Source organism: Comamonas sp. 23 (assembly GCF_049601575.1).
GTDB lineage: Bacteria > Pseudomonadota > Gammaproteobacteria > Burkholderiales > Burkholderiaceae_C > Comamonas > Comamonas squillarum.
The window spans coordinates 3,222,093-3,239,064 of sequence record NZ_CP187127.1 but is presented as its reverse complement, the minus strand read 5'-3'; the positions used below and the strand labels follow the sequence as shown (position 1 = coordinate 3,239,064).

The 16,972-nt window shown below is 64.8% G+C and carries 17 protein-coding genes; 6 read left to right on the top strand and 11 right to left on the bottom strand.

Annotation, left to right across the window (positions count from 1 at the left end; translation table 11 throughout):
* Positions 1-28: 28 nt before the first annotated feature.
* The 11 genes from ACPEE1_RS14700 to ACPEE1_RS14650 all read right to left on the bottom strand — a co-directional run bounded on the left by ACPEE1_RS14700 (position 29) and on the right by ACPEE1_RS14650 (position 9,720).
* A complete protein-coding gene (locus tag ACPEE1_RS14700; RefSeq protein ID WP_423933510.1) occupies positions 29-1,252 on the bottom strand; it encodes a leucine-rich repeat-containing protein kinase family protein in 1,224 nt (407 codons plus the stop codon).
* 109 nt (positions 1,253-1,361) lie between these two features.
* Positions 1,362-1,730, bottom strand: a complete 369-nt coding sequence (locus ACPEE1_RS14695; protein ID WP_423933507.1) for a copper-binding protein — start codon at positions 1,728-1,730, stop codon at positions 1,362-1,364.
* 37 nt (positions 1,731-1,767) lie between these two features.
* Positions 1,768-2,259, bottom strand: a complete 492-nt coding sequence (locus tag ACPEE1_RS14690) for a DUF411 domain-containing protein (RefSeq protein WP_423933504.1) — start codon at positions 2,257-2,259, stop codon at positions 1,768-1,770.
* Positions 2,260-2,285: 26 nt separating this feature from the next.
* Positions 2,286-2,792, bottom strand: a complete 507-nt coding sequence (locus ACPEE1_RS14685) for a cupredoxin domain-containing protein (protein ID WP_260719332.1) — start codon at positions 2,790-2,792, stop codon at positions 2,286-2,288.
* A 16-nt stretch (positions 2,793-2,808) separates the two neighbouring features.
* On the bottom strand, positions 2,809-4,194 hold the full coding sequence (locus ACPEE1_RS14680) for a multicopper oxidase family protein (RefSeq protein WP_423933501.1): 1,386 nt from the start codon (positions 4,192-4,194) through the stop codon (positions 2,809-2,811).
* A 1-nt stretch (position 4,195) separates the two neighbouring features.
* Positions 4,196-5,650, bottom strand: coding sequence for a TolC family protein (locus ACPEE1_RS14675; RefSeq protein WP_260719334.1), 1,455 nt, complete (start codon positions 5,648-5,650; stop codon positions 4,196-4,198).
* Positions 5,647-6,012: a hypothetical protein gene (locus ACPEE1_RS14670; protein WP_423933498.1), complete on the bottom strand. Its 366-nt coding sequence runs from the start codon at positions 6,010-6,012 to the stop codon at positions 5,647-5,649. Before ACPEE1_RS14670 ends, ACPEE1_RS14675 begins: the two co-directional genes overlap by 4 nt.
* Positions 6,013-6,087: 75 nt before the next feature.
* Positions 6,088-6,513 (bottom strand): hypothetical protein, encoded by a 426-nt coding sequence (locus ACPEE1_RS14665; RefSeq protein WP_423933496.1) that lies wholly within the window; start codon positions 6,511-6,513, stop codon positions 6,088-6,090.
* 79 nt (positions 6,514-6,592) lie between these two features.
* A complete protein-coding gene (locus ACPEE1_RS14660; protein WP_423933493.1) occupies positions 6,593-7,315 on the bottom strand; it encodes an SDR family NAD(P)-dependent oxidoreductase in 723 nt (240 codons plus the stop codon).
* Positions 7,316-7,326: 11 nt separating this feature from the next.
* A complete protein-coding gene (locus ACPEE1_RS14655) occupies positions 7,327-8,577 on the bottom strand; it encodes an aspartate aminotransferase family protein (RefSeq protein WP_423933491.1) in 1,251 nt (416 codons plus the stop codon).
* A gap of 21 nt (positions 8,578-8,598) precedes the next feature.
* Positions 8,599-9,720 (bottom strand): phosphotransferase, encoded by a 1,122-nt coding sequence (locus ACPEE1_RS14650; RefSeq protein WP_423933488.1) that lies wholly within the window; start codon positions 9,718-9,720, stop codon positions 8,599-8,601.
* 331 nt (positions 9,721-10,051) lie between these two features.
* On the opposite strand from ACPEE1_RS14650, the gene ACPEE1_RS14645 reads away from it, so the two are divergent.
* The 6 genes from ACPEE1_RS14645 to ACPEE1_RS14620 all read left to right on the top strand — a co-directional run bounded on the left by ACPEE1_RS14645 (position 10,052) and on the right by ACPEE1_RS14620 (position 16,972).
* Positions 10,052-10,732, top strand: coding sequence for a GntR family transcriptional regulator (locus tag ACPEE1_RS14645; protein WP_423933485.1), 681 nt, complete (start codon positions 10,052-10,054; stop codon positions 10,730-10,732).
* A gap of 431 nt (positions 10,733-11,163) precedes the next feature.
* Positions 11,164-13,452, top strand: coding sequence for an autotransporter outer membrane beta-barrel domain-containing protein (locus tag ACPEE1_RS14640; protein WP_423933483.1), 2,289 nt, complete (start codon positions 11,164-11,166; stop codon positions 13,450-13,452).
* A gap of 46 nt (positions 13,453-13,498) precedes the next feature.
* A complete protein-coding gene (locus ACPEE1_RS14635) occupies positions 13,499-14,260 on the top strand; it encodes a SapC family protein (RefSeq protein ID WP_423933481.1) in 762 nt (253 codons plus the stop codon).
* Positions 14,261-14,304: 44 nt separating this feature from the next.
* Positions 14,305-14,949, top strand: a complete 645-nt coding sequence (locus tag ACPEE1_RS14630; RefSeq protein WP_182345490.1) for a GNAT family protein — start codon at positions 14,305-14,307, stop codon at positions 14,947-14,949.
* Positions 14,942-16,675: an AMP-binding protein gene (locus ACPEE1_RS14625; protein ID WP_423933478.1), complete on the top strand. Its 1,734-nt coding sequence runs from the start codon at positions 14,942-14,944 to the stop codon at positions 16,673-16,675. The genes ACPEE1_RS14630 and ACPEE1_RS14625 overlap by 8 nt, the downstream gene beginning before the upstream one ends.
* A 39-nt stretch (positions 16,676-16,714) precedes the next feature.
* A complete protein-coding gene (locus tag ACPEE1_RS14620) occupies positions 16,715-16,972 on the top strand; it encodes an acyl carrier protein (RefSeq protein ID WP_182345492.1) in 258 nt (85 codons plus the stop codon).

The following is a 16,972-nucleotide window of genomic DNA, read 5'->3' as shown; positions in this document are numbered from 1 at the left end:
GGCGTTGCGCCGGGCAGGCCCGGCGCATTTACCGCGTGCGCGCCTGCACCTCGGCTTGCAGGTGCTGCAGCGCGCGCAGCTCCATCTGCTGCAGCTGCAGGCGCTGCGCCGCTGGCAACTCGCCCAGCATTGATGCGGCGCCCAAATCGCTCAGCACCGCGTCGCCAGTGTCCGGGTTCCACAAGATATTGTGGGCATACAGATCCCCATGCAACATGCCCCGGCCATGCAGATGTGCGACGGCGCTGCGCACCTGCGCGAGCAGGCGCTGCGCGGCAGGGCGTGCAAAGCGGGCGCCGTCGGCATAGACATCGCGCGTGCAGCTCGCCAGGCTGGGCGGGCCGGCCAAGGGCTGCAGGCCGGGGGGCAGCAGCGGCAGGACCATCGCAAACATGGATGGGTCGATTTCAGCCGCCGCATCCGGCTGCAGCACCGCCAGCGGTGTCAGCAAATGCGGGTGCTCGCCAGCTGCCAGGCCTGCGGCCATTTCCGACTGGGGCGTGCCATCGCTCGTCTGTCCCGCCTTGAACACTTTCAGCGCCACATCGGCAGCACCATCCACAGGGCTGGCGCGGTAGATATGGCCGCTGGCCCCTTGCCCCAGCAGTTCATGCCGCTGCAGATCCTGGCTGCGCCAGGCGCGTAGGGCCTGCGCTTGCAGCGCCTGCTGCTCGCTGTGCTGAGTCATCGGGTTGCCGGCCATCGCCAGCCAGGCCAGCGCCGGCATGGCCACCACCTCGGGCGGCAGGGTGGTAAAGCGGTTGCCGGCCAGGCGCAGCAGCTCCAGCCGGGGGCTGCGGGCGAGGCCGCGCGGCAAAGCCTGCAACTGGTTGCAGGCCAGCATCAGCTTTTGCAGGCGCGGGCGCTCGCCCAGGGTATCGGGCAGCTCGGTAATCTGGTTGTCGGTCAGGATCAGCCAGCGCAGCTGCGCGGGCAGGCTATCGGCCGCCACGGCGCTGATCTGGCAGGCCTTGAAGCCCAGCATCTCCAGCCGGGGCATGCGGCCCAGCACGCGGGGCAGCTCGGTGAACGGGTTGTTCGATGCGAACAGCACCCGCAACTGGCCAAAGCGGCTCAGGTCATCGGGCAGGCTGGCGAGCTGGTTGCCGCTGATGTCGAGCACTTCGAGGGTGTCTGCGAGCGCAAAAAGTTCGCGTGGAAACTCGCGCAGGCCCGCCGACAGCTTGATTTGGCGGGCGCCGCGCAGCGCGCCGCTGTGCAGCTGCGCTTGGAAGGCTTGGAGGCTTTGCATGGCTGCACAGTGTAGGTGCTGGCAGCGTAGGCCCGCCCCAGATCTGGCTGGATCTGGGGTGCCATAGGGTCAGCTAGGGCCAGACGGGGCCGGATAGCGCCAGCAGCGGTTACTCGGCCCGCTCAATGCGGGTGATGGTCAGGCTGCCGCCTTCGTCCTGCACACGAAAGCGTACCTTGTCGCCCGGGTTGAATTGCGCCACCTGCGTGCTGTCCTTGAGGCCAAACACCATGGTCATGGCCGGCATGTCCAGGTTCTTGATGTCCTCATGGCGAATGGTCAGCTTGCTCGCGCGCTTGTCCACGCGGGTGATCTCGCCGGCAGTCATCACCGCCTTGGCCGTGGCGGCCGCTGCTGGCGCGGTGGCCGGTGCTGCGCTGCCATGGCTGGCGTGGTCGGCATGGTTCTGGGCCAGCGCTGGGGTCAGCAGGCTGCAAGCCAGGGTGAAGGCGGTAAGGGTAGAAGTGGTGGTGTTCATTCAGTGCTCCAAATGTCTATAAAAAATCGTGGTGTGCTCAGTCGCGGTAGCTGCTGAAAACGCGGGTTGTCACCTCGCTGCCTGCTCCGGTTTTGCTGACAAGCAGCACATCAAACGGGTCCTTGCGGCCGCCGTAGGCGGGTCCGTCCATGCCGGGGCTGCCCACTGGCATGCCGGCCACGACAATGCCCAGGGCCTTGGGCTTGTGCTGCAGCAGCTTGCGCACATCGGCGGGCGGCACATGGCCTTCCACCAGATAGCCGCCCACCACGGCGGTGTGGCAGGAGCCCAGGCGCAGCGGTAGCCCCAGCCTGGCGCGCACTGCCTGGTTGCCGCTGTCGTGCACGGTGGCGCTAAAACCGGCCTTTTCCATCCGCGCAATCCAGTCCTTGCAGCAGCCGCAGTTCGGGTCTTTCCAGACTTCCATGGGCGTGGCTGCCAGCGCGGGCTGGGCGGCGATGGCTGTCGCCAGGCCGGCGGCCATCATCTGCAGGGTCTGGCGGCGTTGGTAGGTGTGGGGGTTGGGCATTGCTGGTCTTGGGCTGTGGCGCGTCATCATTCAGTGACCGTGAAGGTGCCGGCCATCCCGGCCTGGTAGTGGCCGGGGATCAGGCAGGCAAAGTCAAAACTGCCGGCGCGGTTGAAGTGCCAGACCAGGTCCTCGCTTTTTTGCGGAGCGACATGCGCCATGTAGGGCTCGGCATGCTCCATGCCGGGGTACTTGAGCATCATCTGCGCGTGTTGCGCAAGCGAGGCCTTGGTGCCCAGCACCACCTCGTGCATGACCTGGCCCTTGTTGACGACACGCAGGCGCAGGGTTTCGCCCTTTTTCACCGTGAAGTGCGCGGGCGAGAAGCGCATGTCATCGCCCATGTTCAGCGCGATGCTGCGTGTGGCCTGCCGGGGATCGCCGGCGATGCCCCAGTCCTTTTGTTCCTTGGTGGCCGCCAGGGTGGCATGGGCGGTTGCTGGGGTGGCTGCATGGCTTTCGCTGCCATGGGCAAAGGCGCTGCTGGCGCTGGCCAGCAGCGCACAGGCCAGTATTTTTGGGATGGTGTTCATGGGATGACTCCGGGGTTCAATGGTTGGCATGGCCGCTGCCTGCGGCGGGCTTGTGCACGCTGGGCGCGCCGGGCGCCGTGCCGGGCAGGCTCTGGCGCGGCGCTTGCGCATCCAGCGGCGCCCCCGGCCACTCGTAGGCCACGGTGCCCTGGGGCTGGGCATACCAGCCGGGGTCGCGGTAGTCCTGCGCGGCCAGGCCCCGGCGCACCTTGAAGGTGGTGAACATGCCACCCATCTCGATATTGCCGAAGGGGCCCTTGCCGGTCATCATCGGGAAGGTGTTGTCGGGCAGCGGCATTTGCATCGCGCCCATGTCGCCCATGCCGCGCTCGCCCATCAGCATGTAGTCGGGCACGATCTTCTGGATCTGGCCGACCAGGCCTTTGTGGTCCACGCCAATCATCGTTGGCACATCGTGGCCCATGGCGCCCATGGTGTGGTGGCTTTTGTGGCAGTGAAAGGCCCAGTCGCCCGGTTCGTCGGCGATCAGCTCGATCTGGCGCATCTGGCCCACGGCCACATCGGTGGTCACCTCGGGCCAGCGCGCGCTGCGCGGCACCGGGCCGCCGTCGGTGCCGGTCACCTCAAACTCATGGCCATGGATATGGATGGGGTGGTTGGTCATCGTGAGGTTGCCCACGCGGATGCGCACCCGCTCGCCCAGGCCTGCGACCAGCGGCGTGATCGCAGGGAAGGCCCGGCTGTTGAAGGTCCAGATGTTGAAGTCCGTCATCTCGGCCACCTTGGGCGTCATCGCGCCGGGCTCCACCGCATAGGCGCTCAGCAGAAAGGCGTAGTCACGCGCCACCTCGGCAATCTGCGGGTGGCGGCCCTTGGGGTGGGTGATCCACAGGCCCATCATGCCCATCGCCATCTGCACCATCTCGTCCGAATGCGGGTGGTACATGAAGGTGCCAGGCCGGCGCGCCTCGAACTCGTAGACAAAGGTCTTGCCCGGTGGGATGTGGGGCTGGTTGAGTCCGCCCACGCCATCCATGCCATTGGGCAGGCGCTGGCCATGCCAGTGCACCGTTGTGGCTTCGGGCAGGCGGTTGGTGACAAAGATGCGCACCCGGTCGCCTTCGACCACTTCGATGGTGGGACCGGGCGACTGGCCGTTGTAACCCCACATATTGACCAAAAAGCCCGGTGCCACCTCGCGCACTACGGCCTCGGCCACCAGGTGGAACTCCTTGACGCCAGCGTTCATGCGCCAGGGCAGGGTCCAGCCATTGAGGGTGACCACCGGCTGGTAGGGCCGGCCATTGGGCGGCGCCAGTGGCGGGGCAGTATCGGCGCTGGTCTGGATGACGGGCTCGGGCAGGGCGGCCATGGCCACTGGGCTGACGGCGGCAGCGGCCAAGGCCGAGGCGGCGCCGGAGAAAAATTGACGGCGTTGCATATCAGTGGCCCTGTGGTTGGGTTGCGGGGGCGGCAGGCACGGCGCTGTTGCTGGCTGCGCGCGCGCTGGCGGCTGCAGGTTGCGGCGATGTGCCGCTCAGCGCCAGTTGCAGATCGGTCTCGGCGAGCCAGAAGTCGCGCTGCGCCTCGGTCGCCGTGAGCACCGCCTGGGTGGTGCTGCGGGCCTGGGCCAGCAGCTGCCAGATGCTGAGCAACATGCCGTTGTAGCGGTAGATAGTCTCTTGCTGCACCAGTTGCGCGAGTGGCAGCACTTCGGTCTGCTGCTGGTGGGCCAGGTCCCAGGCGGTGCGGTAAGCGCGCCAGCTGCTGCGGGCCTCGCTGCGCGCCCGGATGGCGCTCTCGCGCAGCTGCGCCGCATTGGCGTGCACCTGGTGGCGCGCCATGGCGCTGGCGGCCGACCCCCAGTCGAACAGCGGCAAGGGCACATCCAGCTCCCAGCCCCGGGTGCGGTCCTGGTGGCCGCTATCGCGCTCGGTGCTGGTGTTGCGGCTGTAGCTGGCGCCGATGTCGCCAAACACGGCTCCCAAGGCGGCCCAGCCTTGGCGATCGGTGCTCACTTCCAGGTTGCGGCGCAGTGCGCCCAGGTCCAGGCGTTCGCGCAGCGCGGTGGCCTCGGCATCGTCGCCGCTGCGCAAATCGCTGGCGCTTTTGGGCAGCGGCGGCAGGGCCTGGGGCAGCACAAAATCGAGCTGCGGGCCCCACAGGCCCATGCGCTGGGCCAATTGCGCGCGCGCCTGTTGCGCTGCCAGCTCGGCCCGCACCAGCTGCGCGGCCGCTTGCTGCTGCTGGGCCAGCTCACGCGCCTGGTCGAGTTTGCTGAAGTTGCCCACGGCCGCCATGCGCCGGGCCAGCTCACCGCCCAGCGCTGCAGCATCATGCATGCGGGTGTGGGCGGCCAGCGCTTGCTCGGCGGCCACGGCATTCAACCAGGCGCGGCGTGTGTCTGCGGCCAGCAGCAAGGTTTGCTGCGCAGCCTCCAACGTGGCCTGCTCCAACTGCCAGCCTTGCCAGCGGCTGCGCCAGGGCAGGGTGAGCAGATCGACCAGGCCAAAGCCCAGCTTGCGCTCGATCTCGCGCTCACGGCCGTTGCGAAACCAGCCCAAGGTCAGGCTCGGGTTGGGCAGGGTGATGGCCTGCACCCGCTGGGCATCGGCAATGCCCAACTGCGCCAGCTGGAGCTGCAGGCCCGGGTTGTTCAACAGTGCAATGCGCACGGCCGTATCGGCATCCAGCGGCTGCTGCAGCCAGGCATCAATGTGCGTCTGTGCCGACTGCTGGCTCTGTGCATCGGCTGCGGGCAGCTGGGCCTGGGCGGGCAGACGGCCCTCCATTTGTTTTGCCACATCGCTGCGAAGGCCATCTGGCGAGACGCTGGCGCAGCCGGCCAGCAGCAATGCAGTGGCGAGGGACGAGAGGCGAAGGCTCAGGCGCTTCATCGCTGGCCCCCCTGCGCGCGGGGCTGGCCGTGCGCGCTGTGGTCGCCATGCGCTTCATGGCGGCGGGCATCCACCCGGCTGGCCGGCATGGCCTGGGCGCCGCCGGGGCCCGCCTGGGCCTTTTCCCAGGCGATGACGTCGGCATGGCCACGGCCAAAAGCAGCCACCGCTGCATTGGCCTGGCGCCAATCGCCGGGCTCGTCGACAATGCGGCCGCTCTTGGCCACGGGCCGGTGCTGGAGCGCCGATGTGGGCGCGTGGGGGTCGGTGGCGAGCGGGGCCGCCGTTTGGGCAGATAGCCAGCTGGTAACAGCCAGGCCGCCGGCGCCGGCAAGCCAGCGCAAGACATGCGCAGTGCGCATAGGACTCTCCTGAAAGCGTGGTCAAAAGACGCCTGCACGGCAGCTGCCATGCGGACGCACCTCGGGTGTCAGCGATCAGGAATTGGGTGGTTTGGAGGCTTGGGCGAGCAGGGCGCTGGCAAACAGCGCGCTGCCGCTGGCGCGGGCCAGCGAAGGGGCGGCGAGGGCTGCAAAACCCGCGCCGTTGAACAGATCCACAGCGGAGTGGCAGATGCCGCAGGCCGAGCAGCTGGCGCCATGCTGGGCCGGGTCGTGCTGGCTGTGGTCGCTTGGGTTGCTTGGGTCGCTGTGGTGGGCGACTGGGCTGCCGCTGCCGCCGTGGCTGCTGGCCGCCATCACATGGTCTGTGGCCATGTCGGCATGGTCCGCCATGCTGCTGGCGTGGTGTGCGGCCATGGCGGCAGGCATCACCGGTGCCACCATGCCCATCGCCATGGCGTCGCCCATGAGGCCGCGCAGGGCCAGCATCAGCATCAGCAACAGGGACAGACAGGCACGCATGGAGGGTTGAGACAGGGCAGGGGCAGAAAGTTCCGCAGCGGCTGAGTGTAGCGCAGCTGGACGGCCCGCTGAGGCAAAGCTAGTACTGCGACTCCACCTGCCAGTTCACCGCGATCTCGGCCACGCTGGCGCTGGCAGGCAGCTCCAGCACGGTGCGCACCAGGGTGGCGATATCGGCCGGTTGGCTGATCTGGGCGCGCAGCGCAGGCTGCACGCCATCGGCCATGTCGGTGTCGACAAAACCCGGGCAGATGGCGGTGCAGCGGATGCGGTCGGCCCCGCCGCAGTGGCGTATGCCTTGGGCCAGCGCGAGGGCCGCATGCTTGCTGATGGCGTAGAGCGAGCCCTCGGGCGCCCGCACCCGCTTGCCGGCCAGCGACGCCATGACCACCACCTTGCCATTGGGTGACTGCTGCAAATAAGGCCAGACTTGGCGCGTCAGCCGCATCGGTGACTTCACATTGATGGCCATCAGCCGGTCAAACTCGCCATCGCTGGCGGTCAAGACACTGTCGGTGCTGAGCACGCCGGCATTGTGGACGATGGCATCGATGCGCCCAAAATGTGCGGCGGCCTCGGCGATCCAGCGGGTTTCGCTGCCCGCGTCGAGCGCATCAAAGTGGCTGCGCTGCAGCTGTGCAGCGCCATGGCGTGCCAGTTGCGGTACCGCTTGGCGCGTGCCTATGCTGACGCGCCAGCCATGGGCCAGCAGCTCTTGCGCAATGGCCAGGCCCAGGCCGCGCCCGGCGCCGCTGACCAGGGCCACGGGCTGCGATGAGGCAGATGTGCTTGCACTGGGCATGGGCCGCACCCTCAGGCCCGGGCCCGCAAGGCCTCATCGAGCGCGCCGGCCAGCAGATCGGCGTGTTCGGTCTCAAAGGGCAGCGGCGGGCGGATCTTGAGCGTATCGCCCAGCGGGCCACTGGTGCTGATCAGCACGCCGGCCTGGCGCAGGTGGTTGACAACGGCGCTGGCCAGGCTGCCGCTCTCCAACTGCACGCCCCAGTACAGGCCTTCGCCCCGGATCTGGGTGATGGCACTGTGCTGCGCCGCCAGCGACTGCAGCGCCTGCTGCAGATGGCCGCCGACGCGGCGCACATGGGCGGGGGCATCGATGCGTTCCAGCTCATCGAGCACCGCCATGGCTACTGCGGCTGATACCGTGTTGCCGCCAAAGGTGTTGAAGTAGCGGCAGCGCTTGCCAAATACCTCCATCAGCGGCGTCTTGAGCACCAGGGCCGCAATCGGGTGGCCATTGCCCATGGGTTTGCCCATGGTGACCATATCGGGCACCACCGATTCGCGGCCAAAGGCCCACCAGCGGCCGGTACGGCAAAAGCCGCCTTGTACCTCGTCGGCAATGAACAGGCCCCCGCGCCTGCGCACCGCCTGGGCTGCGGCTTGCAAAATAGGCGCGGCATTGATATGCACGCCGTCGCTGGCAAATACGGTATCGAGCAGCAGGGCGCTGACCGGCGTGCCACGCGCCTCCAGCGCCGCAGCGGCCTCATCGACCCGCTGGGCAAAGGCGGCTGCGGCGGCCTGGGCATCCACGCCCTGGAAGGCGGGCGGGTCGATGACTTCGACATGGTCTGCTGGCGGGCACAGCGAGGGCGAGCATTGGGCCAACGCCATGGTCACACCATGGTAGGCATGGCGGGTGATGATCAGGCCCCGGCGGCCGGTAAATTCTTGCGCCACGCGCAAGGCCAGGTCATTGGCCTCGCTGCCGGTGCAGGTGAACACGCTGGTGTCCAGCTCTACGGGAAAAAGCGCGCGCAGCCGCTCGGCCAACTGCACCACGTTGTCATGCAGGTAGCGGGTGTGCGTGTTGAGCAACTGGCTTTGCGCGATGAGCGCCGCGTTCACCGCCGCGTTGGCATGCCCCACCACCGGCACGTTGTTGTAGGCATCGAGGTAGCGGTGGCCATCGGCATCGAACAGCCAGACGCCTTCGCCGCGCACCGGGTGCAGGGGCTCATCGTAGAACAGGCGGTAAGAGGGGCCCAGCGCACTTTGGCGGCGCGCAAGCAGGCGCTGGTCGTCGGCAGAGAGGGTTGGCATCAGGTGGTGCTCCGGGTGAGGTCAGGCGGCGGTGGGATGGGTGTCGGCACGGTGGTCGGCCTGCGCGCCATGGGTTTGCAGCCAGTCGCCAATCATGCGGCGGAACAAGGCCGTGGCCGTGGCCTGGCTGCGCAGGATATAGACGCGGTTGTCGGGGTAGAGGCGGGCGCGCCAGGCGGTAATCACCATGCGCTGCGTGAGCCGTGCGAGGATCAGATCAGGCAGCAAGGCATGCTCGGCAGCCGTCAGCGGCAGCAGGCTTTCGTAGCCCGCCAGCATCGCGGCCAGCGCGGCATCGGGCGCGTCGGTCAGCGGCATTTGGTAAGAGGCGGCAATCGCGAGATCGGCCACGCGCGGGGCCAGCAGCATGTCGCCAAAATCCAGCACGCCGGCAATGCCCAGGCCGTTGTCGCTCGCCAGCAGGTTGCTGGGCGAGAGGTCATTGTGGATGGTCTGCGTGGGCAACTGCGGGCCCAGCTGTGCCAGCCGCTGTTCAAACACGGCCCAGAATGCTGCAATCTGCGCGCGCAGTTGCGCATCGTCCACCACTTCCAGCCAGGGTCGCAGCATTGGTGCGCGGCGTGCATCCCATAAAAAGGGGCGCTCGGTGGCCGGGTGGGCAAAGTCTGCCAAGGCACCATGCAACTGGGCAATCGCCAGGCCCCAGGCCTGCCAGGCGGCGCCACTGCGCTGCAGATCACTGCCCGCCTTGCCATCGAGAAAGCTGTAGCAGCGCACCCGCAAATGCTCGCCCGCCGGGCTGCGCCAGTCCAGCCAATCGGGGCTGGTAACGTGGCTGGTAACTGATCTGGTGAGGGGGCTGGTGTGGACGCGGGCGCTGGCTTGGGTAGCGGTGGGCAGTCGCAGCGGATGGTGCAGTGGCACCGGCACGGCGCAGCGGCCTGCCAGGTGCTTGAGCACCGCTATCTGCATCTGTGTTTCTGCCAAGGATTCGGCCGCGCTGATGAACTTGAGGGTCACGGCGCTGCCGTCGGCTGTGCGAACCAGAAAGTTGCGGTCCCGCTCTCCGGACAGGGGTTGCGCATTGCCTTGGATGCCATAGGCCTCCCAGGCCAGTGCCTGCGCTTGTTCTGTGGTGACCTGGGGCACGGCCGTCAAAAAGGCCTGGCTGGCTTGGGCCAAGGCATCCGGCTCGTTCGTTTCGGCAAGGGCTATAGAGGCTAAAGGGGAGATGTTCATGGGATACGGCGGCCAGTGGTGCAAGGGCGCGCTGCTTGGTCAGACCGGCGCAAAGGGCGATCAGTCCAGTCAAAGCAGTGCATACCTCTATTTGATGTTTGATGCATCATAAATTGGATTAGAGGATTTAAACAGCAACTTCGCTCAATGGCATCGGGATAAACCTGCATGCGCCAATGAAGGCTTATGATGCATCTTGCTGCATAAACGGTGGGTGGTCAGCACCGCCTTGGCAGACCGAAATCACAACAAGCATCGCGAGGAGCAATGGCAGATGGCAGACCGATTCGAGAGCGTCAACACCGAGAGCAAGGGCGATCAGATCTATGCCCAGCTGGCGCAGGCGCTGGTCAAAGGGCAGTTGCTACCGGGTGAGCGTCTCAAGATCCGCGAGCTGGCCGCGCAAATGGGCACCAGCGTGACGCCTGTGCGCGATGCCATCCTGCGCCTGGTGCAGCACGGCGTGCTGGTGATGCTCAGCCCCCGCGATATACGGGTGCGGCGCCTGACCTTGGACGAGTACCTGGAGATCCGCAATATCCGTGTGGAGCTCGAAGGCATGGCCGCCAGCCAGGCCGCCGTGCGCGCCACGCCTGACGAAGTGCAGCGCCTGGCCGAGCAGGTGCAGCACAACGAGGACGCGGTGCGGCGCGGTGATATTGCCCAGGCGATTGCGCTGAACCAGGATTTTCACTTTGCGCTGTGCCAGCTGGCCCGCATGCCGCTGCTGTCCGATATCTTGTACGGCCTGTGGCTGAAGATGGGCCCGCTGATCGCCCAGAGCTACAGCGAAGGGGGCCGCAGCATGATCGACCACCACTACCCCGTTGTCGAAGCCCTGCGCCGCAACGACCCGCATGCCGCGCGCGTGGCGATCCAGACCGATTTGCTGTCGGGGGGACAGTCGATTTATGAGCGGTTTGGGCGGGTGGCCGAGGAGCACGGGGCGGGTTGAAGGCCCTGGCGGGCTGCATGTGGCGGCGGACCTCCGGCCCGTTGCAGCGACATCCAGGTCTCAAGATCTGCCCTCGGCTTGAGCCGTGCTGCAGCCGGACATCCATGGCTTTAAATGTATCTTTGTCGATACAGATGACAATTGTTTGCCAGGCATTTGTAGGCCAAAGGTCGAATGATGCTCGCTGCAAATGATGGAATATGTGTATCTTGAAACGGTGTTTTGCTAACGTGCTGGCCTCCACTTTCTGTGGTTTTCTGTGTTTTTCAGTCCTGATATACCCGCATCGGATAGCCATGCAAAGGCGTTGACTTGGAGGCATCTTGTGCCGTAGGCTGAATAGATATCCATTCGATGGATGCTGCATGGTGCCAGAGCCATGTTTGTATCTAATTTGAATGGTCGGGTACGTGAATGAAGAGGGGCATCTAATGCAAACACCACGCATGGGCAAACACAAGCCAACACTGATAAGCAAATCGTTGATGCTTGTCTTTTCGATGACATGTGCTGCGCAGGTGCAGGCGGCTTCCAATGTCTGGTTGGGGTCTGGTCAGATCACGGACGATGCAGCTTGGTCCTTCGGTGTCGCAAATGGCAGTGGTGCGAATGTCATCAATGTCGCGTCTCCTGCAGCACCATGGAATGTGACCAACGCCAATAGCAGCTTTAGTACATCGCATGGGCTGTATGTCGGACATGGACAGTCTGGTGCGTTGGACATCACTGCCAACGCCGATGCTTCCTTTATTTACTTTGGGGTGGGCACCGACCCCGATCCTGACATGCCAGCTCTTTCGCTGGTTGATCCGCTTTTCCGCGTGGGTGATGCGGGGGGTACAGGCACGCTAACGATCGATGTTAGTACCTCTCCATCCTCATCGGGTAGCGCTCGGATACAGACCAGTTCGACGGGGCTAGGTGTTGGTCTTGGGGCTGGCAGCTCTGGCTTGGTGAATGTGCTGGGTGCGGGCAAAACCGCGCAGCAGTTGGGCTACAACTCCCCTAATGCGGTGGTATTTGGATACCCGCAGGAAAACACGTTGATCGGCCAGATGGGTGGCCAAGGTCAGGTCAGTATTGATGGGGCTGGTTTGGTGTTTCAGACAGGGGAGGTGAATTACCCCAGTTCGACGGAGCCTCTGCGCTATTTTGCCGTGGGCGACGGCGCAGGGAGCAATGGCTCGGTAGACATTCTGGGCAATGGCAAACTCGCATCTGGCAATCCGGTCTACAGTGATACATCTCAAAAAGGTGCCTTGCTACCGTTCAGTTTTATTGGCAAAGATGCGGGTGTAGGCACAGTTACCGTCCAGGCGACCGCCAGCGGCTTTGCCAACCAAGCAGACTTCTATAGCGGATTGGCCGTAGGCGCTAATGGTGGCGATGGTGTATTGGACATATTGGCAGGCGGAAAATCGCTGGTCAGCAATGGCTCAACGTATGGTTCCTCCGGTTACTGTCAAGCCTCCGATCCTGCTCAATACCCTAATGCACCTGCGCCACTGTTGATCAGTGCAGACGGTTCGGCCGCCGGCTTGGTTCGGGCAACCGGTAGCGGTACACAGTTGCTGGTGGCGGGCAAATCTCATAGCGACTACAACTCGTCGACTGCTCACCTGATCCAGGAGCATTCAATTGGCAAGGTTCAAATAGGCAGTGGGGGCACCTTGGTCGCGGCGGTGGACGCAACCGTGAAAATCGGCGTCAGTCGGCTCTATGCCGAATCGCCACCTGCCGGCAGCCAGTACTACACCGAGACCTTCCAGGGCGGGCTAGGTCCCGTCAATGTTGCAGGATCCGGCAGTGTGGTCTATGGCTCTGAGACTGCAACGGCGGTCGCTCCGGGCAAGATTGAGGCGTCGCAGATTAATCTGCAAGCGTCGACAGCCCAATTGAAGTTCAACCATACCGGCAGTTTAAATTTCAACCTTCCACTGAGCGGCAATGGCCAGTTGGTGCAGCAGGCGGGAACGACCGTGATATCGCCCACCTTGGCAGGTCTGCCAGCGCTCGACCCGGCCGTCTGGGCATTTGATACCCAGGCACCTTGCGTGCCCGCAGTCGCTGCCAGCTACCCGGCAGACCAGTCCAGTTTTGCGGGCGGGTTGGATGTGCGTGGAGGGATTTTGCAGCTTCCCGCGACGAACGTATTGCCTGCCTTGACGAGCACCAAGATCACAGGGGGTACCCTGGCGCAAGGCAGCACGAACCAAAACCTGGGGGCGGTAACGCAGACCGGCGGGGTGCTGCAGCTGACCGGGGGCAGTGCGCCTGGCGCCACCGATACGGCCAATGCCAGTACCTGGGCCGGAGGCGGCGGTACGGTGCAACTCGATACGGTATTGGCTGGCGATGGCAGTGCCAGCGACAAGCTGCACATTGCCGGTGCCATCAGCGGCACGACCTTGCTGCAAATCAGCAATCTGGGTGGTGCAGGTGCGCAGACCACGGGCGACGGCATTTTGGTGGTGCAGGCCGACAGCGCCAACCCTGCCAACAGTTTTGCGCTGGCCGCGCCGGTGATCGTGGGTGGTTTCCAGTACCAGCTCAAGCAAGTGGGCAATAACTGGTACCTGGCATCCATCCCTTATGTGGGGCCTCCCATCGCGCCGGCGGCGGTGCCTGCGATGTCCTGGCTGGGATTGCTGGGCTTGGGGGGGATGCTTGCCGCCTTCTCATCGCACCTGCTGCGTCGGCGTGCGTCGGACCAGGGGTAACCTCCACCGTGCCTGCTTAGCATTGGCCTATAGCCCTGATTGACTGATGACCCCCGCCGTTGCACAGCCCGCTGTGCCGATGTTCTACCGCGGATTGACCGCGCTCGATCCAGCCCTTCACCTGGGCTGGGGCTTGCGCGGTCAAGCCCATTTCTCTGCCGCTGCTGCGGCCAATGCCGTGCCTTTAGGGGTGGGGGAGTTCTGGCATGCCAGCGCCCATTACCCCATCGTGTTCGGGCCAGCCGGTGCCAGTGGGTTCCCCATCGCCATCACGGCACTGGTGGAGGGGCGCAACCTGTTTGTCGATGCTGCAGGGCAGTGGCTGGCCGGTAGCTATGTGCCGGCCTGGCTGCGCCGCTATCCGTTCTGGATGCAGCCCGACCCGGACGGCCAAAACGCCAGTTTCTGGTTCGACCCGCATGCGCAGCAGGTGGTGCCATTGCACGAATATGCCGACGCCCGGCCTCTTTTTGATTACCAGGGCAATCCCAACCAGACTCTGGCTCAGATCGTGCAGTTTTGCCAGCAATGCCAAAACGATGCCAACCACAGCTATGCCTTCATGCAGGCGCTGGAGCACCACCGCTTGCTGGTGGAACGCCAGGCGACGGTGGAGCTGCAACCCGGCAAGCCCTATACCTTGGGTGGATTTCGGATGGTCGACATGGATGCCTACCACCGCCTGCCCGATGCGGTGCTGGCCTCTTGGGTGCGCAAGGGATGGGCATCGCTTGTGGCCTTGCACCATATCTCCGTTCAGCAGAACTGGGAGCGGCTGCTTGCCTTGCACCGCAGCCAGAATGGATAAGATAAGGCGGTGGCTTGTTTGAACGGCGTATGTGAGGTGGTGGCATGAGTACAGGTGGTTTTCGGATTCCGCTGCATGGCGTGCAGCCCGCTGCTGCGCAAGCGTCTCCCGCCGCACGGGTGCATATCGAGACCCCGCATCTGGTGACCCGCAGCCTGCTGGCCTCCGATGTGACGCCCGAGTTTGCCCAGTGGTTCAACGATGCCCAGATGCTCCAGGGCCTCAATCTCGCGCCGCTGAACTTTTCGGTCGATGGCCTGCGCGCCTTTGTCGCGAGCTTTGACAATATCCAACATTTTCTGATCGGCATCTTCAGCAAGCCGCAAGGCCAGCTGCTGGGCTTTTACAACTTCAGCGTCGCGCCCCAGCACCGTGTGGCGACCCTGACCTTGGGCGCCGACCCCCATATCAAGATCGGACGTGAGGTTTTCTGGGAATCCTGGTTTCCGTTGTGCGATGAGATGTTTGACCACCGCGGTATCGACAAGATCACCTCTCGCGTGCTGACCACCAACCGCAAGCTGCTGTTTGCGCTGATCGACACCGAGCATTTCGTCTACGAAGCCACCTTGAAGCAGGAGATTGCCGGCAAGGATGGCAAACGCCTGGATGTGATGGTGCTGTCCTGCTTCAAGGACCTGAGCCTGCGGCCCAAAAAAGCGAGCCCGGCTCCTGCCCACCATGCCTGAGCGGCAAATTGGCGGTTTTGCGCATCTGCTGCAGGCGCTGGCATATGCGGCAGCCTTTCCTGGTCAGCAGCTGTGCTGGTTCGATGGCCAGGGCCGGCTGCAGCACACACGCAGCTATGCGCAGGTATTTCAGCAAACCCGTGCCTATGCCGCCCAACTGCTGCAGCGCTTGGAGCGCTTCGCAGCGCCCCCGGATGGCATGGGGCCGAGGCTGGGCATTGTGGCCACTACCGGACCCGATTTTTTGCCGCTCCTGTGTGCCAGCCAGTGGGCGGGTGGCGTGCCATGTCCGCTGCCCGCCCCCAGTCCGCTGCAGGACGTGACGCGCTATGCCCAGACACTGGGCAACATGTGCCAGGCGGCAGGCATTGGCCTGCTGATGGGGCCCAAGCAGTTGCTGGCACAGCTGCAGTCGGACGGCCAGCTGGATGTGCCCATACTGGCCTTTGAGGACCTAGCGGCAGCGGCTGTAGATGCGGATCCCGCTGCACTGCCGATACCCCCGGCGCCTGGGCCTGAGGCGATTGCCTATGTGCAGTTCAGCTCGGGCTCTACCGGCCAGCCCAAGGGGGTGGCCATCTCCCACGCGGCGCTCATGCACAACATCGATGCGATCCTTCAGGCCGGCATGGCGCTCACGGCGGAGGACCGCGCTTTTTCCTGGTTGCCGTACTACCACGATATGGGGCTGGTGGGCTTTGTGCTGGCCCCGCTGTGCGGGCAGGTCAGCGTGGACTATCTGGCGCCATCGGCTTTTGCACGCAGGCCACATTTGTGGCCGGGCTTGATGGCTGCGCGGGGCAGCACCATTACCTATGCGCCCAACTTTGCGTGGCAGATGGCGGCGCAGTCCGAAGCGCTGCTGGAGCCAGGTGCCCGGCTGCATGCGCTGCGCATTGCAGGGGTGGGGGGCGACTATGTGCATGATTCAGCACTGCAGGCCTTTGCGCAGGCGTTTGCGCCACAGGGCTTTGCGCGCGATGCGTTCAAGCCCAGCTACGGCTTGGCAGAAGCGACCTTGGCCGTGACGATGAGCGATGCGCCTTTTGAGCGCTTGCGCGGCTATTTCCATATCGACGACAGGCAGGTGGTGCATGCACTGCCAGCGGCTGACGCGCGCGCCAAGCCCATGGTCAACTGCGGGCGGCCATTGCCAGGCTGGACCCTGCAGGTGCGCGATGCTGCAGGGCAGCCCTTGCCCGCAGGGATGGAGGGCGATATCTGGCTCCAAGGGCCGGCGCAGCTGTCGGGGGTTTTCAGCGCGGGCGAGCTGCGCGCCGTTGCTGCCGACCAAGCCATCGAGACGGGTGACCGTGGGTTTGTCTCGGCCGATGGCGCGCTCTTTGTAAGCGGGCGCAGCAAAGACCTGATGGTCATCCATGGCCGCAATGTATGGCCCCTGGATGTGGAGGCGGCGGCGAGCGAGAATGCGGAGATTGCGCCAGACCAGATGCTGATGCTGCAATGCCGTGAACTGACCGGCGGACTGCCTGCGCTGGTGCTGCTCGTGCACGAGAAGGCGCTGCGCCAGTCGTGCCAGCCCGATGCTTTGAAGTTCGCCGCTGCAGCGGCTACGGCTGCGGCCGGTGCGGCAGTGCGTGCCTGCATGGTTCCCAACGGATCGATTGGTCATACCTCGTCAGGCAAGAAGGCTCGGGCAGCCACCCAGCGACGTTTTGAGCAAGGGCTGATTCCGATACTCGCGGACTCCGGCACACCCGATTGATTCGATTTTCCCAACTGCACCCCAAAAGGCTCCGCCACCATGTCCCATCCCCAGCTTGCTGCCATTCAACGGATCATCGCCGAGAGTCTGCTGATTCCTGCGCAAAGCATCCATCTGGAAGACCCGATTGCGAGCCTGCGCAATATCGACAGCCTGTCGTTCGAGATGATCATCGTGGCAATGGAGACGGAGTCGGGCCAGGCCATCGACCCCGTCAGCCTCATGCCCGCCAAGACGGTGGGGGACCTGGCCGATTTGCTGGAGCAATTGAAGGCAGCGCAACGCGAAGGAGCCTAG

Excerpts from the sequence above, each read along its gene's own strand:
- ACPEE1_RS14645 (WP_423933485.1), top strand. The coding sequence starts at position 10,052 with ATGGCAGACCGATTCGAGAGCGTCAACACCGAGAGCAAGGGCGATCAG.
- ACPEE1_RS14695 (WP_423933507.1), bottom strand. The coding sequence starts at position 1,730 with ATGAACACCACCACTTCTACCCTTACCGCCTTCACCCTGGCTTGCAGC.
- ACPEE1_RS14670 (WP_423933498.1), bottom strand. The coding sequence starts at position 6,012 with ATGCGCACTGCGCATGTCTTGCGCTGGCTTGCCGGCGCCGGCGGCCTG.
- ACPEE1_RS14675 (WP_260719334.1), bottom strand. The coding sequence starts at position 5,650 with ATGAAGCGCCTGAGCCTTCGCCTCTCGTCCCTCGCCACTGCATTGCTG.
- ACPEE1_RS14630 (WP_182345490.1), top strand. The coding sequence starts at position 14,305 with ATGAGTACAGGTGGTTTTCGGATTCCGCTGCATGGCGTGCAGCCCGCT.
- ACPEE1_RS14660 (WP_423933493.1), bottom strand. The coding sequence starts at position 7,315 with ATGCCCAGTGCAAGCACATCTGCCTCATCGCAGCCCGTGGCCCTGGTC.
- ACPEE1_RS14665 (WP_423933496.1), bottom strand. The coding sequence starts at position 6,513 with ATGCGTGCCTGTCTGTCCCTGTTGCTGATGCTGATGCTGGCCCTGCGC.
- ACPEE1_RS14685 (WP_260719332.1), bottom strand. The coding sequence starts at position 2,792 with ATGAACACCATCCCAAAAATACTGGCCTGTGCGCTGCTGGCCAGCGCC.
- ACPEE1_RS14625 (WP_423933478.1), top strand. The coding sequence starts at position 14,942 with ATGCCTGAGCGGCAAATTGGCGGTTTTGCGCATCTGCTGCAGGCGCTG.
- ACPEE1_RS14635 (WP_423933481.1), top strand. The coding sequence starts at position 13,499 with ATGACCCCCGCCGTTGCACAGCCCGCTGTGCCGATGTTCTACCGCGGA.
- ACPEE1_RS14690 (WP_423933504.1), bottom strand. The coding sequence starts at position 2,259 with ATGCCCAACCCCCACACCTACCAACGCCGCCAGACCCTGCAGATGATG.
- ACPEE1_RS14640 (WP_423933483.1), top strand. The coding sequence starts at position 11,164 with ATGCAAACACCACGCATGGGCAAACACAAGCCAACACTGATAAGCAAA.
- ACPEE1_RS14700 (WP_423933510.1), bottom strand. The coding sequence starts at position 1,252 with ATGCAAAGCCTCCAAGCCTTCCAAGCGCAGCTGCACAGCGGCGCGCTG.
- ACPEE1_RS14655 (WP_423933491.1), bottom strand. The coding sequence starts at position 8,577 with ATGCCAACCCTCTCTGCCGACGACCAGCGCCTGCTTGCGCGCCGCCAA.
- ACPEE1_RS14680 (WP_423933501.1), bottom strand. The coding sequence starts at position 4,194 with ATGCAACGCCGTCAATTTTTCTCCGGCGCCGCCTCGGCCTTGGCCGCT.
- ACPEE1_RS14620 (WP_182345492.1), top strand. The coding sequence starts at position 16,715 with ATGTCCCATCCCCAGCTTGCTGCCATTCAACGGATCATCGCCGAGAGT.